Below are 15,824 nucleotides of genomic sequence, written 5' to 3'. Positions count from 1 at the left end.
CGAGAATTCGACGATCATTCGGTTCATTCCAGCGGACCAGGTGATCGGGTTGTGTTGCAGGCCCGGAACGTCTCGTTCGACTGGGCGTCGTTGCCGTTGCACTACGTCGACGGTGATCCGTTGGCGACACATTTGGTCAATGTGATGCATCTGCTCCTACCCGAGGGTGAGGAGTGGTTCGTGCGTACGTTCAAAGAGGCATTGCCGTTGATCCACGACGAGCAGCTCCGCGACGATGTGATCGGGTTCATCGGGCAGGAAGCAGTCCATGCCGCCGCACACACCGAGGTTCTCGATTCGTTGACCGGCCACGGCATCGACGTCGCTCCGTACGTGCAGCAGATGCAGTTTCTGTTCGGGCGGGCTCTCGGGAACCGTGAGGGTCACAGCCGTAACTCGTTGATCGAACGAGTGGCGTTGATCGCTGCGGTGGAACATCTGACGGCGTTTCTCGGTGACTGGGTCCTCAATGCCCGCGCACTCGACGAGGTCGACTTCGATGCCACGATGCTCGATCTGCTGCGCTGGCACGGCGCCGAGGAAGTCGAGCACCGATCCGTCGCGTTCGAGGTGATGCAGTACTTCGATGTTCGCCCGGCCCGGCGACTGCGCACCTATCTCGCGATCGCCCCGGCCCTGGTGTGGTTCTGGACCCGCGGGGTGCGGTTTCTGATGGAGCAGGATCCGACGTTGGCGCATCTGCCGCGGCGTAAACGCCGGCCTACCCTGCGGGCGTATCGCGATGTCGCACGGCGGGGACTGTTCCCGTCCCCGGCGATGATCGCGGCTGCGTCGCTGCGGTACTTCAAGTCCGGCTACCACCCTGAGCGGGAAGGTAGCACCGAACAGGCGGTCCAGTATTTGGCGTCGTCACCGGCCGCCCGCGCCGCCGCCCGATGAGGGGCCTGCGGCGTAGGTGGGCGCTCGTGACCGAGACCGTCGAGTCTTTTCGGCAGGGGAGGACGATCCCGCCGGATCTGTACGGGCGGGCGATACCCGATCAGACGGTCTCGTTGGTCACCGACACGTTGGACAAGTGGTTCGCCCTCCTCGACGGTGGTCACTACGACGATGCGTACGCCGCACCGGCAGTGTTTCGTTCGGTGTCGTTGACGCTCGCGCGGCGGGAGGTGCTCTGTGTCGACGAGCAGGTCGTGCGTCTGACGTTCACCTCACCGCACGGCACAGACCTCCCCGCGTGGGCACCCGGAATGCACCTCGATGTCCACCTTCCGTCCGGGCGACGGCGACAGTACTCCCTGTGCGGTGACCCCGCCGACCGTTCCAACTACACCGTCGCAGTACGCCTGATTCCCGACGGTGGCGGCGGATCACAGGAGATGCACCGACTCGAGGTGGGGACCGAAGTGCGAGTGCGGGGACCACGCAACGGATTTCCGTTCGTTCCCCGTGGACAGGCGCTATTCATCGCCGGCGGTATCGGGATCACCGCAATCCTGCCGATGGTGCGCGCCGCGCGGGCCGCGGGCATGGACTGGCATCTCACCTACTGCGGACGTTCCCGGAACTCGATGCCCTTTCTCGCGGAAATCGAAGGGTGGGACGGTACCCGGGTCAGAGTCTGGACCGACGACGTAGACGGCGTCCCGACCGGGCCGGACCTACTCACCCAACTCACCGACGGAGCCGTCTACTGCTGCGGGCCACCGCCGATGATTGCCGCAGTGCGCAGGAGCGTCGAGGACAGCGAGGCCACCCACCTGTACTTCGAACGGTTCTCCCCACCACCCGTCATCGGCGGCGTCGAATTCGAAGTCCAACTCGTCGACACCGGCGACATCGTCACCGTCGCCCCCGACCAAACCGCACTCGACGCCATCCGCCGGATCAGACCCGACGTCGCATACTCCTGCCAACAAGGATTCTGCGGAACCTGCCGCACCCGCGTCCTCGCCGGCACCCCCGACCACCGCGACACCCGACTCACCCCCGAAGAACAACACACCGACATGCTCATCTGCGTCTCCCGCGCCACCGGCGGCCGGATCGTACTGGACCTCTAGCAACCGGTATTCGTACGTGCGCTAGGAGACTAAGGGTCAGTGCAGACCTGCGCGCCCGCAGCCGCTCGGGCGGTGAATATCGTCGGAGCAGGGAACCCTCCGGCGGAGATGTCCTCGGTGACGGCCGCGGACATGGTGTCGACTTCGGCCGCCGGTACCAACGAGATCACGCAGCCGCCGAAACCACCGCCGGTCATCCTGGCGCCGAGGGCGCCGTGGCGGAGAAGCGAGTCCACGATGAGGTCGATGTGCGGGGTGGTGATCTCGAAGTCGTCGCGCATCGACGCGTGAGACTGTGCCATCAGCGCGCCGAGACGTCGAAAGTCGCCGTCCGCCATCGCTTGTGCACTGTCGAGCACCCGCTGGTTCTCGGTCAGGATGTGTCGGACCCGGCGTCGGTCGACTTCGTCTTCGATGCGGTCGAGAATGTCGTGTCCCTGCACCCGGCGTAGCGAGTCGACACCCAATATTCGGGAAGCCCGAGTGCACGACTCTCGACGCGACGCGTACTCCCCCGTCGAGTGCTGATGCGCAGCATTGGAATTGACAACCAGGAGTACCAGCCCGTGCGTAGCGAGATCGAACTCGACCGTCCGCACCGAAGTGCTGTCGAAATCGATGAGAAGCGCTCGGTCCGCCTCACCGTTCAGTGAGGCCAGCTGATCCATCAAACCGGTAGGCGCTCCGACGAAGTCGTTCTCTCCTCGCTGAGCGATACGGGCGACGGTCGACCAGTCCATGGCGGTAGCCGTCGCCGCATTCATCGCCAACAGCACCGCGCATTCGAGGGCAGCCGACGAGGACAGGCCTGCACCGATGGGCACGTCGCTGCTGACCTCCATGGTCCCACCGACGACGCTGTGACCGGCCGCTGACAACGCCCAGATCACCCCTGCGGGGTACTCGGCCCAGCCTTCCACGTCTCCAGGCCGAGCAGACAAGGCGAACGAGGATCCGTCACCTTCCTCGTTGCTCCGCAGAGTAATTCGTCCCGTCCCGTCCGGTTCGAACCGAACCGTCGTTCGTTCCTCGAGCGCGATCGGCATAGCGAAGCCCAGGTTGTAGTCGGTGTGTTCGCCGATCAGGTTGATTCGACCCGGCGCCTGCGCAATAACGGTGTTCATAGTGCCTTCAATCGGTCAGCCATTTGTTCCGGCGTCACGTCGGTGACGAATGCGTCCATCGCCGACTCGGAACCGGCCAGGTACTTCAACTTCGTCTCCGACCGTCGCACCGACATCAGCTCGATGTGGAAGTATCCGTCCGCCTGCACGCCCTCGGGCCGAAACTGATGGAGTGCCGAAATGTAAGGCAGCGGAGCGGGATACATTCGATCGAACCGCCCTAGCACGTCGAGATACACAGCCGTCAGAGAATCCAGTTCGGCCTCGGTGAGTTCGGTCAGGTTGTGCACGTGCCGATTCGGATAGATGTGCACCTCGACGGGCCAGCGCGCTGCGAACGGTACGAAGGCTGTGAAGTATTCGTCGGCAATCAGAATTCGTCGACCATCGTCGATTTCAGTGGCGAGAATGTCCGCGAAGAGGTTCGACGAATGGGACTCGGCGAACTCGCGTGCCTGCCGGAGCATGGATGCGGTGCGCGGCGTCAGATACGGATAGCCGTAGATCTGGCCGTGTGGGTGCGACAACGTCACCCCGATCTCTTCGCCGCGATTCTCGAAGCAGAAGATCTGTTCCACCCCGTCCATCGCCATCATCGACTCGGTCCGCGCCCGCCACGCATCGACTACCAACCGTGCGTGATCCTGAGTCAGGTCCGCAAACGACGCGGTGTGGTTGCTGGAGAAGCAGATGACCTCGCACCTACCGATTCCCGCCGCTTCCCGCGCGTCCGCGTGCAGGGCAGGCGCGCCGTCACCTGCGTGAGACAAACTGGGAAAACGGTTTTCGAACACGACGACGTCGTAGTCGGCCGCGGGAACTTCGCTGCGATCTCCTGCTGGTGATGGGCACAACGGACACTGATCGGCAGGCGGCTTGTAGGTGCGATCCTGCCGCAGCGCGGCGATCGCAACCCAGTCCCCTGTCTGACGGTCGCGACGGACCTCCGATTGCGTTGTCGCCGACCGTGCCGCAAGCGGCCGCACATCGGGGACAGGGCGAGCGGTGTTGCCTGGCAACGAGTAGAAGAGAATCTCGCGCCCGTCGGCGAGGGCGCTGCGAACGGGCTGCTCGGTAGTGGTCATTCTTTCTCCGTCTCGGCTACGAGAATGTTCTGCACGTGCGGTGCGAGCGCCGATCGATCGGATGCGTCGAGGCCGTCGTCGACCACGAGTGTGTCGATGTCGGCCATTCGTCCGAACACGTTGGTCCCCACTTCGCGGTACTTGGTGTTGTCCGCGAGGACGAACAGTCGACGACTCGTCGAGATGAGTGCTCTATTCGTCTCCGCCTCAGCGATATTCGGCGAGGTCAATCCGGATTCGATGTCGAAGCCGTGAACTCCGAGAAAGACTGCGTCGACGCGAAAGGAATGGAGCGCGGCGTTGGCGATCGGTCCGACAAGCGCATCGGACGGCGTTCGCGAACCGCCGGTCAGGTACACCACCGGGTTCGGTTCGTCGGGGTGTCCCGTCAATTCCTGGAAGATCGAAATGGAATTGGTGACGACGGTGATCGACGACCGGCCGTGAAGAAGGCGTGCGAGTTCCAGCGCGGTCGTCCCGGCGCTGATCGCCACGGTCATCCCGTCCTCGACACTGCCCAACGCAGCGCGCCCGATAGCCACCTTCTCGGCATGCTGACGGGCGGCCTTCGCGGTCGACGGTAGTTCGACGCCTCGGTTGCTGCGCGTGATGGCGCCGCCATGAACCTTGCGCAGAAGTTCGCGGTCGTCGAGCACGTCCAGATCGCGCCGGATGGTCATTTCGGAGACGCCGAGCAGCTCGGCGAGTTCGACGACCTTCACCGCACCGTCAGTGCGGAGTGCGGCGGTGATCCGTGCGTGCCGCTCGGCTGCCAGCATTGGCACCTACCTCTGATTCGGGGCACGACGGCCTTGATGAATCGAACATTACCAAACAGATATAAGCGATTCGAGGGGATCGGATGTAGGCAATTGTTTGAACCTGTTACTTTGTGTTCACATCGCTCACATCAGTGAGCCAGCTCACTCACTCAGGGAGGTTGACGCGTGACGTCGACTCTTGCGGCAGAAGGCGTGCTTTCGTTCAACACGAACGCGCTGGACTACGTACTCATTGCCGTATATTTCGTGTTCGTTCTCGGGATCGGATACGTGGCCCGTCGACAGTTGTCGACGAGTCTCGACTTCTTCCTCTCCGGCCGTCGGTTACCCGCGTGGGTCACCGGCATCGCGTTCGTCTCCGCCAACCTCGGCGCCGTCGAGATCATGGGCATGTCGGCCAACGGCGCCCAACTGGGACTCGCGACGATGCACTACTACTGGATCGGTGCCATCCCGGCGATGCTGTTCCTCGGCGTCGTGATGATGCCGTTCTACTACGGCTCGAAGGTTCGAAGCGTTCCCGAGTTCATGCGCAAACGATTCGACGCGAGAGCGCATCTCGTCAATGCCATCAGCTTCGCCGTCGCGCAGATCCTCATCGCTGGCGTCAACCTGTTCCTGTTGGCGACAGTGGTGAAAGTGCTTCTGGGCTGGTCGCTCTGGGTGTCGTTGATCGTCGCCGCGGCAATCGTTCTGACTTACACCGTCCTCGGCGGACTCTCGGCAGCGATCTACAACGAGGTCCTGCAGTTCTTCGTCATCCTCGCTGCCCTGGTCCCGCTGACCATCATCGGACTGATCAAGATCGGCGGCTGGTCCGGGCTCGAGGAGAAGGTCGTCTCCACCGTCACCGACGGCACCGTGACCGCATCGACAAGCGAACAGCTCTCGTCCTGGCCAGGTCAGGCGCTCAGCGGCTTCGACTCCCCCATCCTGTCGGTAGTGGGAATCGTGTTCGGCCTCGGCTTCGTGCTCTCGTTCGGCTACTGGACGACGAACTTCGTCGAGGTCCAGCGCGCGATGGCCTCGAGTTCGATGTCGGCGGCCCGGCGCGCGCCGATCATCGGTGCTATCCCGAAGATGTTGGTGCCCTTCGTCGTCGTGGTTCCCGGCATGATCGCGGCCGCCGCCATCGGCGACATGATCAACCTCAAGGAAAACGGCACAGGCGACATCACGTACAACGACGCGATGCTGTTGATGATGCGCGACATTCTGCCCAACGGGTTGCTGGGCGTCGCGATCGCAGGATTGATGGCGGCGTTCATGGCCGGCATGGCGGCGAACATTTCCGCGTTCAACACCGTCTTCAGCTACGACCTGTGGCAGCAGTACATCGTCAAGGACCGCGAGGACGGGTACTACATCACCGTCGGACGCGTGGCGACCGTCGTCGCGACGATCATGGCCATCTTCACAGCGCTGATCGCCTCGGGCTACTCCAACTTGATGGACTACCTACAGACGCTGTTCGGCTTCTTCAACGCACCTCTGTTCGCGACGTTCATCCTCGGTATGTTCTGGAAGCGCATGACGCCCGCGGCCGGTTGGATCGGACTCGTATCCGGAACCTCGGCGGCAGTGTTCGTGTTCGTGCTGTCGGAAGTCGGAGTGATCAACCTTCCAGGACAGGGAATGCCCTTCGTCGCAGCCTCCGCGGCCTTCGTCGTGGACATCGCGGTGAGCATCGGCGTCAGCATGGTGACGCAGCCGAAACCGGCCAAGGAACTCGTCGGCTTCGTCTACTCGGAGACGCCTCGGGAGATGTTCACCGACCCCGAGGACGCCACCAACCCGTGGTATCGACGCCCGGTTCCGTTGGCGGGCTTCGCATTGGGCCTTGTCATCATTCTCAACATCGTCTTCCACTGATAGGGATCCGGACATGACAACTCCTGAGAAGAACACACCGGGGCTCGTCGCCCGACTCTTCGACATCCGATCGGTCATCGGGGTACTACTCGGCATCTATGGGGTCCTGCTGACGCTGGCAGGTCTGTTTCCCTCGGCGTTCGGAAGCAAGACACACTCCTCGCCGTCGAACAACGTCGTCGACATGAGCGTCGGCACCATCGCCAACCTGTGGGTCGGTCTCGTCATGCTGGCCATCGCCCTCATCTTCGGCGGCTGGGCGCTCGCGCGGCCCGCTGTAGTCGGCGAAGCAACGACGTCGTCGGATACGAACGAGGCCTGAGGCGCGGATCAGAAGACGGCACGCCACGCTCCGGTCGTCAGATCGGCGATCGCTTTGCCCGTGTCATGCAGTGCACCGACGCCATCGGCCATGGTGTCGCCGACGCTCTCGTAGCCGTCTTCGAACACCCCGTCGACCATCCCTGAGGTAGCGATGCCGGCCAGGGCCCCGACTCCGGCACCGACGGCCGCCCCGACCGGCCCGCCGACGAGAGTGCCGACCGCAGCGCCGGTTGCGACCGTAGCGAGCATGCTTGTCCCTCCCGACACCACGGCCTGTTTGGCGGGGGTACCGGAATAGATGTCGTACGCTATTTCGGCCACAGCGGTGAGACCGCCGACCTTGATCGGAATCAACCGAGCCCGCCCGGCAAGATCCGCGGCGGTCTCGGCCAGGTCGTCGGCCCGGCGGGTCAACTCCCGGCCCCAATCGTAATCGTCGTAAATTCGAGCGGCGGGGACGTCCGGCCGGGCATTCATAGCCGAGTCGATGAGTGCTCGGCCACGGGCCGCAAGGTCCTCGGCGCGCGCCGACAGCAGGCTGGAATACAGTGCGGTTCCGACCTCGACGCCGGTGGCGATCATATCCACACCGATGAAGAACCATTTGGCGACGAGTCCGTCGACGACGTCTTTCAGTTCCTGCGCGTACCGCCGCTCGTGTTCCCGCGCAACGGCTACTGCGTCCTCGGCCACCCGATATGCCGGCAGTAGGTCGTCGAGGATCGGAACCTCGATGGAATCACTCATCACGAGCAAACCTGCGGCCGACGCGGCGTCCCTGGCCGCAGCCATCGCTGCTATGGCTGTCGCCAACGCATCCGCCGCCCCGCGCAGCCGAGAGGCGCATGCGTTCACCGCCTCGGCGAAGATGTCCACATCCGAAGCGGTGGACGATGTTCGGTGGACGAATACATCACTGGCCGGCCCGTCCCATCCCGCGTCGGCCACATTCCTGGAGGCGTACACCTCGTCCGCGGCGCCCTCGATACGTGGGGCCACTGCGTGGGCGACCCAGTCGGCGATGCCGTGCACCGACTCCGGCGTTCCGTCGATTCTGGTATCGATCCCCATGTCAGCGCGCCCACTGTTCGAGAGCTACCCGGTCCGCCGTCTCCAGGTCCGTGCCACGGTAGGCCGAGTTTGCTTCGTGCACAGCACTTCCTGCCGTCGAAAGACCCTCGACCAGGAGTCCTGCATTTGCAAGCAACCACGACACGATCAACAACAGCGGGCCGCTCCCGACCCCGGCGTCGGGTTCAGCCGGAATCTGTGTAGCCAAGGCGTCGACATCGGACGCTGTCCTGTTCAAAAAGTCCGACACTTGTTCGAGCGCTTCGTGATCGACGTGGATGGTCATCGGACAACCCCGATTCCGTAGAGAGCGTCTGGCTTCATACTCGATTGGACGCGCTCGGTGGCCGATCGGTTCCACCAGTCTTCTCGGTTACGTCATTTCGATCGGTATCAACGTCCGAATAGCTGCCCATTCGCGCTTGCTGACCCACGAGGGATTCGATTGCTGCGCCGACCGAAAGACCTCCATCGACGCCAGGTCGGGAACGGCGGACAAACGGGACGCGTCGATCGGGTCGGCGAAGAGGTCGATATCGGTCGGCACTGTCCAGACCGCGCCGCGGATCGGTGCGCCGGTAATACGACCGGCACCCCACAGTCCACGCGCAGCACCGCTTACCCAGAAGAGAACAGGTTGGCCGGCCGCCATCAGTTCGGTCCGATAGTTGGTGGCCACACACCAATGCTGCTGCGCTTTTCCCGTCGCAATCATCGACGCCAGATCGGTCTTGGCAGGATTACACTTGATCACCCAAGCACCCAGGTCGGAGAGAGTCACCGAGCGCGCTTTCATACGGCGATCGTAGTGTTTGAAATCAGTGCGAATCGTCAATGCATGGTCCGAGCAGGGCAGTCCCCTGCTCGCAGCACCCACGTCGACCGAAAGGCATTCGATGAGCATCAACGACGACGACATCACCACAAGCGGATCCAGCGGCGAAGGCCCAGCCGACGGCGGCTCGAACCCCAACGGCCACGACGGCGGAGCCGACGGCGCTGCCGGACCCGGCGAAGGCCCAGCCGACGGCGGCTCGAACCCCAACGGCCACGACGGCGGTGCGGACGGTACGGCTTGAGCGATCGTCGCGCGGACGAGCGTGGACCGGACTACCGGTCCGCGCTCGGTCGTCTGATTTCCGTCGACGAACGTACCTTTGCCGACGACTACTGGGGCCGGAAGCCGCTACTGTCCCGCGCACACGAACTGCCTGGCTCGTTCGACGACCTGATGTCCTCCGCGTCTGTCGACGAATTGGTCTCGCACCGCGGAGTCCGAACGCCGTTCGCCCGGATGGCGAAAGACGGTTCCCTGCTCGATAAGTCGGAGTTCACGTCCTCGGGCGGATTCGGTGCCGAGATGGCCGACCAGTTGGACTCGGCAGCAGTGCTGTCGGCATTCGCCGACGGCCACACACTCGTCCTTCAGGGCTTGCACCGCCTCTGGCCCCCGCTGATCGACTTCGTTCGTGACCTCGTCGATGACATCGGCCATCCTGCACAGGTCAATGCGTACATCACGCCTGCATCGTCCACCGGATTTGCGCCGCACTACGACGTTCACGACGTGTTCGTGCTACAGATCGGCGGAGCGAAGCGATGGGTCCTCCACCCACCTGTCCATACCCACCCCCTGTCGAACCAGCCGTGGTCGGACCGACGGGACGCAGTCGAGGACCGTGCGAGTGAGACCCCCCTGCTCGACACCGTGCTGGAGCCGGGCGACGCCCTGTACCTCCCTCGCGGCTGGATACACTCCGCAGAAGCTCTGGGATACAACACCATTCACCTGACCGTCGGTGTCGCATCATTCAATCGCTACGACGTCGCGAACCAGTTGTTCGGCCTGTTGCAGGACGAACCGCGGCTTCGGGAACCACTGCCGGCAGGTCTCGACCTGACGGATTCCGACTCGGTACTGCCGTACGTGGATCGGGTTCTCGACGACGTCGCGTCGGTTCTCGACGATCTCCGCGCGTCGCCGCAGGCCCGCCGCCGGATCGCCGAGCGCTTGGGCCGACGGCTCGCCGACATCACCCGTCCGGAACCGGTGAGTCCGCTACGGACGATGTCGTTCATGTCCTCCCTCGACGCGAACAGCACTGTCGTCTGGCGGCAAGGGCTGGTTGCTCGGATCAGCACCGACGAGTCCAGGGTCCACCTCGGCCTCCGGAGCAAGACCGTGTCGCTCCCGATCGAGGCCTCGGATGCGATCATGCAGCTGAATTCCGGAAAGCCCTGCAGGACTGGAGATCTTGACGGGCTGGATCAAAGCAGCGCCGTCGTCGTCGTTCGCCGGCTACTTCGAGAAGGCGTCGTGGTTCCATCGACGACCAGTGCGGCTCACCGCTCGTGAATGCGTAGGTCACGTTCGACAACACTTGCCCGTCCACACCGGGCAATCCGCCGTGGGCAGGTAGCCGACGCTCTACGATGGTCGTCGTACCCGTCGACGAGGAGATGAACCATGCCCACCCGACTCAATCCGTACCTCAACTTCCGTGGCAACGCTCGGGAAGCGATGGAGTTCTACCAGACTGTCTTCGGCGGCGAACTCCTCCTCAACACGTTCGCCGATTTCGGTGCGAGCGAGGATCCGGCCGAGAAGGACCAGATCATGCACGGCCAGCTCGAGTCCCCGTCGGGCTTGACACTGATGGGCGCAGACACTCCTGCCAGTATGAACCTGAACGTGGGCGACAACATCTCCGTCTCACTGAGCGGCGAAGACGAAGCCGAGCTCACCGGATACTGGGACAAGCTCGCCGACGGCGCGCAGAACACCATGGGCCTGAACGCGGCTCCATGGGGTGACACGTTCGGAATGCTGACCGACAAGTTCGGGATCAACTGGCTGGTGAACATTTCCAGCGGAGGTGCGTGACGAACGCAAGAAATGTCGGGCCCCGCATCACCGCCAGAGGTGGGCGAGGCGCTCGATAGCGCGAAGGTACCGTTAGCTGCGTGAACGAACTCGACGGTCGACGCATATCCATCGCGGCAGCTGCAGGACTCGCAGCGGCAATGGGCGTCGGTCGCTTCGTATTCACCCCGATCCTGCCCATCATGGTCGAGTCAGCGGGTGTGACACCAAGCAGCGGTGCGGTCATCGCAACCGCGAACTACGCCGGGTATCTCCTGGGCGCCGTGGCGCTCTCGATCCGCCCCGGACTGAACCGTACATCCGCGTTCAGGTCGTGGGCTGCGATTCTCGTCGCCAGCGAGGTCGCAATGGCGTTCGTGGACAGTACTTTTGCATTCTCGCTCCTGCGTTCGGTGGCCGGATTGGCGAGTGCCGTTGTGTTCCTCGCCTGTGCGAGTACCGTCGCCAAGCAGGTTGGTTCTTCCCCCGGCATCACGTTCGGCGGTGTCGGGGCAGGCATCACCGCCTCGGGAATTCTCACACTCGCTGCGGCACCGCACCTTTCATGGCAGGCGCTGTGGATTGCGTCCGCAGTATTGACGGCAGTCCTGATCGCGCCAGCCCTGACTCTGCGCATACACGCAGAATCTCACCTGCCCGATGATGACGCCGGTCCGTCCGCTCGGCAGCGGCTGATCTGGCGGGTCTTGCTGACTGCCTACTTCTTCGAGGGTCTCGGCTACATCATCGTCGGCACCTTCCTCGTGGCCGCAGTCGGCGGCCACGGTGATTCCTCGGTCGGTCCGGCAGTGTGGATCGTCGTCGGCCTGTCTGCAGTTCCCGCGACCGTGCTGTGGCAGGCCATCGCTCGTCGAATCACGATGCGGCGCGCACTCGTTGCGGCGTTCTCGCTCCAGACGCTCTCTGCCCTGCTACCTGCTCTGTCCGAGAGTTCCGGAGTCGCCGTAGTTTCGGCCGTACTCTTCGGCGGCACGTTCATGGGCATCACGATGCTCACGCTGAGCACCGCAGCCAGACTGCCAATCGGACGAACGGCGGCAACGTTGACTGCGGTCTACGGCGTCGGGCAGGTTCTGGGACCACTCGTGGTAGCGCCTGCCCTCGGCAACTCCTACAAGGTCGCCTTCGTCGTCGCGACGGTCGTCCTGGCGCTGGGTACCGTCGGTGCAGTTGCGGCCGCGCGTCTGCACGCGACCTCATAGCCACCTCGCGCACTCGCCATTCGACTCAACGGTGCGCTACCCCTGCATTGGGGGCCTGTACGACTCCGTTGTAGCCACCCGCTGTGCGCCCGAACGACCACTCTCCGTCTTTTCCGCACACCAGCACACCGTTTCGATCGCCCGGGTGGGCGTAGGTGACCGTCTCGTTGCCGTTGGAATCGGTGTTGACGATGGGGCATCCCCGACCCGGTCCGTTGACCGGATCGATCGGTTCGGCGTGGGCGAGCGATGCACCTGCGCCCGTCACGAAGGCTGCGGCAGCGAGTGTGGCGGTGATTCGGCGAATGTTCATGGGGGTGATCTCCTTTGGTCTGCTCTGCTGGACAAGAACAACTTTCGTCGAACCCGACCGTCTTCGATACCGACCCCAGGGGTGGACCTACCCCACCCCCTGCGGCACGATCGTCGTATGAAGTCGATTGCTCGCGTGCTGCTCGGAGCGTTCCTCGTGTTCGCGGGCCTCAGCCACCTGTTCTGGGCTCGCTCGGAGTTTCAGGCCCAGGTGCCGACATGGGTGCCGCTCGATGCAGACTTCGTAGTCCTCGCCTCGGGTGTCGTCGAGGTCGTTCTAGGTCTGGCTCTGATTGTCCTCGTTCGCCGCTCGGCGCCGACGGGGTGGATCGTCGCCGCGTTCTTCGTCGCGGTCTTTCCCGGCAACATCTCTCAATTTCTGACTCACACAGACGCATTCGGACTGGACACCGATGCGAGCCGGGGTGTCCGACTCCTGTTCCAGCCGCTGCTGATCGTATGGGCCCTGTGGTGCACGGACGCCTGGCAAACATGGCGCTCCCGATCGAACGCGGTGTAGCGTTTCCGGCATGACCTCGTGGCAGGAAACCGAGTCCGTCGACCTGATGCTCGACGACCTCGAGACCTGGGCCGTCGTCGGCTTGTCCGGCAATCCGGATCGAACCGCGTACGAGATCGCAGCCCTGTTGCAGAAGCGAGGCAAGCGCATCGTTCCCATTCATCCGAGTGCGCCGACCGTGCTCGGCGAGCAGGGTTACGCGACTCTTTCCGACGTTCCGTTCCCCATCGATGTCGTCGATGTGTTCCGGAAATCGGACTCGGCAGGAAAGTTCGCGGATGAGGCAGTTGCTGTCGGTGCGAAGGCGGTCTGGTTCCAGTTGGGCGTGATCGACGAGGCAGCGTTCGAGCGGACCATCGCCTCGGGTGTCCCGATGGTGATGGACACGTGCCCGGCCATCGAATGGCGTCGACGCTAGTTCTGTCGGACCCGCTTGCCACGCGCCTCGACGAGGCGGTCAGTATGGAGTGAAGAGAACTCATTACTTGGACCAAGCAACGAGGTAGTGCCATGAGCGACGCAGCCCCGATCGGCGATGGAATCTTCCAGATTCCGGTTCCCATCACCGACAACCCGCTCGGCCACACGCTCGTCTATGCCATGGAGTCCCCAGGCGGACTCGTTCTCGTCGATGCCGGATGGGACGACGAGAACGCGTGGAACGGCCTGACCACGGGGTTGGAAGCGATCGGACATTCGGTTTCCGACGTCGAAGGCGTAGTTCTGACGCACTTCCATCCCGACCACGTCGGGCTGTGTGGTCGTGTTCGCGAAGCATCCGGGGCCTGGATCGCCATGCACGAGGCCGACTACTCCCAATTCGAGGGTATGACCGCCCCCAGAGACGAGCAGTGGCTCGAATGGCAGCGAGTGAACATGCGGGCAGCCGGGGCGCCGGAGGAGGACATCGAGGCCTGGAAGCAGGTAGACCTCCGCGCTCCCACAGGACCCGACTCAGCGCCCGACCGAGTCCTCGTCGACGGAGAGACCGTCGCGCTGACCGGTCGCGAACTGCGCGCGGTGTTCACACCGGGTCATACCCCGGGGCATGTGTGCTTCCATCTGCCCGAATCGGACATCATGTTCACGGGAGACCACGTACTGCAGAAGACGACGCCCCACGTCGGCAACTTCGTCTACCCCCTGGAAGAACGCGATGCGCTGGCGGAGTTCATGGACTCACTACGTCTCGTGCAGTCCATGAACGTCACACGTGGGCTCGGAGCCCACGGACTCCCGATCGCCGACGTAGCCGGCCGGGCGGGAGAGCTCGTCGAACATCACGGCGAACGGCTCGATCATCTGTACGACGCCTTCGGTGACGACGAGATCACCATCTGGCAAGTTGCCGAGCGGATGAAGTGGTACAAACCGTGGGCAGCAATATCTCCGATGGGGAAGACGATGGCACTGTCCGAGGCGGCTGCGCACCTGCGGCATCTCGTCACGCGAAATCAGGTTGCTCAGGTTCCCGGTTCTTCACCCGCACTGTTCGCTCGCGTCTGATCGGCCGGTGGGGTCATCTCCAATCGCACACCCATCAGCCTGACTTTCCGCGACCGATCGAGGCGGTCGATCAACGCAGCAGCCGCATCGGAGATGACGTCAGGGTCGAACGTCGGGGCCGTGAGCGCAGCTGTCGTGGTGTGAGTTTCGAACGGCGCGTACCTGACTTTCAACGTGACGCGAACCGCTTTCCTGTCGTCGGCGACAAGATCTTCACGCACTTTCAGCGACAGACGTCGAACTTCCTCGGTGATCGCGTCCCAATTCTCGAGATCCTGCTGGAAGGTCGTTTCGCGGCTATGTGAACGCGGGATCCATGGTTCCGACGACACGGGTGAGTGGTCGACGCCTCGCCCTTTGGTACCGATCCAGGGCCCAGTCTTCGGCCCGAATGCGGCGGCAAGCGTGGCGTCGTCTGCGGCCGCAAGCTCGGATACTGTCGTGATACCCAGCGTGGCAAGCTTTTTCGCGGTCTTCTTGCCGATTCCCCACAGCGCCTCGGTCGATCGCTCGCCCATCACTTCGAACCAGTTCTCCGCGGTGAGCGTGTAGATCCCCTGAGGCTTCCCGAAGTCGGTAGCAGTCTTGGCCCGTAACTTGTTGTCCCCGATGCCAACCGAGCAATGCAGGCCTGACGCGTCGAAGACCGTATCGTGCACTTTCCGCGCAAACTGAACCGGATCCTCGGTCTCGACACCGAGGAACGCCTCGTCCCAACCCATCACCTCCACGACGACGCCCAGACTCCGAAGCGCCTCCATGACGATGTTCGACGCCGCGGTGTACGCCTCTCCGTCGACCGGCAGGAATACTGCGTCTGGGAGTTTCTTGACTGCCACGCGTAACGGCATCCCCGACCCCACTCCGAATGCCCGTGCTTCGTACGACGCTGTCGAGACAACCCCCCGTTCGGTCGGGTCGCCGCGTCCGCCGACCACGACCTGCTTTCCCGCCAGGTCGGGATTTCGCTGCACCTCGACCGCGGCGATGAACTGGTCCATGTCGACATGAAGCACCCACCGTCGGCGCGGCGGTGCGGTCATGTAGTCATTCTGCGCCATCCCTTGGTCGTTCGAGTGAATGAATTCGATCGAATTCCCGCAGCAAAGGTGCAGTTG

Annotated in this window: 18 protein-coding genes and 1 pseudogene; 11 read left to right on the top strand and 8 right to left on the bottom strand. The window is 63.4% G+C overall.

Features of this window, described 5'->3' with window-relative positions:
* Positions 1–51: 51 nt before the first annotated feature.
* Both ACODSO_RS15485 and ACODSO_RS15480 read left to right on the top strand, forming a co-directional pair.
* Positions 52–900, top strand: coding sequence for a metal-dependent hydrolase (locus tag ACODSO_RS15485; protein WP_489037632.1), 849 nt, complete (start codon positions 52–54; stop codon positions 898–900).
* Positions 897–2,024, top strand: coding sequence for a PDR/VanB family oxidoreductase (locus ACODSO_RS15480; RefSeq protein WP_489037630.1), 1,128 nt, complete (start codon positions 897–899; stop codon positions 2,022–2,024). Before ACODSO_RS15485 ends, ACODSO_RS15480 begins: the two co-directional genes overlap by 4 nt.
* Before the next feature lie 29 nt (positions 2,025–2,053).
* On the opposite strand, the gene galK is transcribed toward ACODSO_RS15480, so the two are convergent.
* The 3 genes from galK to ACODSO_RS15465 are packed head-to-tail and all read right to left on the bottom strand — an operon-like array spanning position 2,054 to position 5,012.
* Positions 2,054–3,148, bottom strand: coding sequence for a galactokinase (galK, locus tag ACODSO_RS15475; protein ID WP_489037628.1), 1,095 nt, complete (start codon positions 3,146–3,148; stop codon positions 2,054–2,056).
* Positions 3,145–4,233, bottom strand: a complete 1,089-nt coding sequence (gene galT / locus ACODSO_RS15470) for a galactose-1-phosphate uridylyltransferase (protein WP_489037626.1) — start codon at positions 4,231–4,233, stop codon at positions 3,145–3,147. The genes galK and galT overlap by 4 nt, the downstream gene beginning before the upstream one ends.
* Complete coding sequence (locus tag ACODSO_RS15465) at positions 4,230–5,012, bottom strand: DeoR/GlpR family DNA-binding transcription regulator (RefSeq protein WP_489037625.1); 783 nt, start codon at positions 5,010–5,012, stop codon at positions 4,230–4,232. The genes galT and ACODSO_RS15465 overlap by 4 nt, the downstream gene beginning before the upstream one ends.
* Before the next feature lie 168 nt (positions 5,013–5,180).
* Between ACODSO_RS15465 and ACODSO_RS15460 the strand changes: the two genes are divergently transcribed.
* Both ACODSO_RS15460 and ACODSO_RS15455 read left to right on the top strand, forming a co-directional pair.
* Positions 5,181–6,887 carry a sodium:solute symporter family protein gene (locus ACODSO_RS15460; RefSeq protein WP_489037624.1) on the top strand — a complete coding sequence of 569 codons (1,707 nt, stop codon included), beginning with the start codon at positions 5,181–5,183 and terminating at the stop codon, positions 6,885–6,887.
* A gap of 13 nt (positions 6,888–6,900) precedes the next feature.
* The gene (locus ACODSO_RS15455; protein ID WP_489037623.1) at positions 6,901–7,209 is read left to right on the top strand and encodes a hypothetical protein; all 309 of its coding nucleotides are present in this window, start codon (positions 6,901–6,903) and stop codon (positions 7,207–7,209) included.
* An 8-nt stretch (positions 7,210–7,217) separates the two neighbouring features.
* Here the strand turns inward: ACODSO_RS15455 and ACODSO_RS15450 are convergent, their stop codons facing one another.
* From ACODSO_RS15450 to ACODSO_RS15440, 3 genes are all read right to left on the bottom strand, one after another.
* Positions 7,218–8,282, bottom strand: coding sequence for a hypothetical protein (locus tag ACODSO_RS15450; RefSeq protein WP_489037621.1), 1,065 nt, complete (start codon positions 8,280–8,282; stop codon positions 7,218–7,220).
* 1 nt (position 8,283) lies between these two features.
* Positions 8,284–8,568: a hypothetical protein gene (locus tag ACODSO_RS15445; RefSeq protein WP_489037620.1), complete on the bottom strand. Its 285-nt coding sequence runs from the start codon at positions 8,566–8,568 to the stop codon at positions 8,284–8,286.
* An 87-nt stretch (positions 8,569–8,655) separates the two neighbouring features.
* Entirely contained in the window at positions 8,656–9,078 is a 423-nt protein-coding gene (locus ACODSO_RS15440; RefSeq protein ID WP_489037619.1) for a hypothetical protein, read from the bottom strand.
* Between the two features lie 100 nt (positions 9,079–9,178).
* Between ACODSO_RS15440 and ACODSO_RS15435 the strand changes: the two are divergent.
* From ACODSO_RS15435 to ACODSO_RS15420, 4 genes and pseudogenes are all read left to right on the top strand, one after another.
* Positions 9,179–9,358, top strand: a pseudogene (locus tag ACODSO_RS15435) (BatC protein); the annotation flags it as partial.
* Positions 9,358–10,638 (top strand): cupin domain-containing protein, encoded by a 1,281-nt coding sequence (locus tag ACODSO_RS15430; protein ID WP_489037618.1) that lies wholly within the window; start codon positions 9,358–9,360, stop codon positions 10,636–10,638. The pseudogene ACODSO_RS15435 and the gene ACODSO_RS15430, both read left to right, overlap by 1 nt.
* A gap of 111 nt (positions 10,639–10,749) precedes the next feature.
* Positions 10,750–11,166, top strand: a complete 417-nt coding sequence (locus ACODSO_RS15425; RefSeq protein ID WP_068377250.1) for a VOC family protein — start codon at positions 10,750–10,752, stop codon at positions 11,164–11,166.
* A 140-nt stretch (positions 11,167–11,306) separates the two neighbouring features.
* Positions 11,307–12,368: a YbfB/YjiJ family MFS transporter gene (locus ACODSO_RS15420; protein WP_489037704.1), complete on the top strand. Its 1,062-nt coding sequence runs from the start codon at positions 11,307–11,309 to the stop codon at positions 12,366–12,368.
* A 25-nt stretch (positions 12,369–12,393) separates the two neighbouring features.
* On the opposite strand, the gene ACODSO_RS15415 is transcribed toward ACODSO_RS15420, so the two are convergent.
* A complete protein-coding gene (locus tag ACODSO_RS15415; protein ID WP_489037617.1) occupies positions 12,394–12,681 on the bottom strand; it encodes a hypothetical protein in 288 nt (95 codons plus the stop codon).
* Between the two features lie 117 nt (positions 12,682–12,798).
* On the opposite strand from ACODSO_RS15415, the gene ACODSO_RS15410 reads away from it, so the two are divergent.
* The 3 genes from ACODSO_RS15410 (at position 12,799) to ACODSO_RS15400 (ending at position 14,706) form a co-directional block, all read left to right on the top strand.
* Entirely contained in the window at positions 12,799–13,200 is a 402-nt protein-coding gene (locus ACODSO_RS15410; RefSeq protein WP_489037616.1) for a DoxX family protein, read from the top strand.
* A 10-nt stretch (positions 13,201–13,210) separates the two neighbouring features.
* The gene (locus ACODSO_RS15405) at positions 13,211–13,618 is read left to right on the top strand and encodes a CoA-binding protein (RefSeq protein WP_489037615.1); all 408 of its coding nucleotides are present in this window, start codon (positions 13,211–13,213) and stop codon (positions 13,616–13,618) included.
* Positions 13,619–13,710: 92 nt separating this feature from the next.
* Complete coding sequence (locus tag ACODSO_RS15400) at positions 13,711–14,706, top strand: MBL fold metallo-hydrolase (RefSeq protein WP_489037614.1); 996 nt, start codon at positions 13,711–13,713, stop codon at positions 14,704–14,706.
* On the opposite strand, the gene ACODSO_RS15395 is transcribed toward ACODSO_RS15400, so the two are convergent.
* On the bottom strand, positions 14,664–15,749 hold the full coding sequence (locus ACODSO_RS15395) for a DNA polymerase IV (RefSeq protein ID WP_489037613.1): 1,086 nt from the start codon (positions 15,747–15,749) through the stop codon (positions 14,664–14,666). The two genes, ACODSO_RS15400 and ACODSO_RS15395, sit on opposite strands and share 43 nt — an antisense overlap.
* Positions 15,750–15,824: the final 75 nt, after the last annotated feature.

It is taken from the genome of Rhodococcus sp. FG69 (assembly GCF_057808915.1).
The sequence above is the reverse complement of the archived record's forward strand: the minus strand, read 5'-3'. Positions and strand labels throughout refer to the sequence as shown.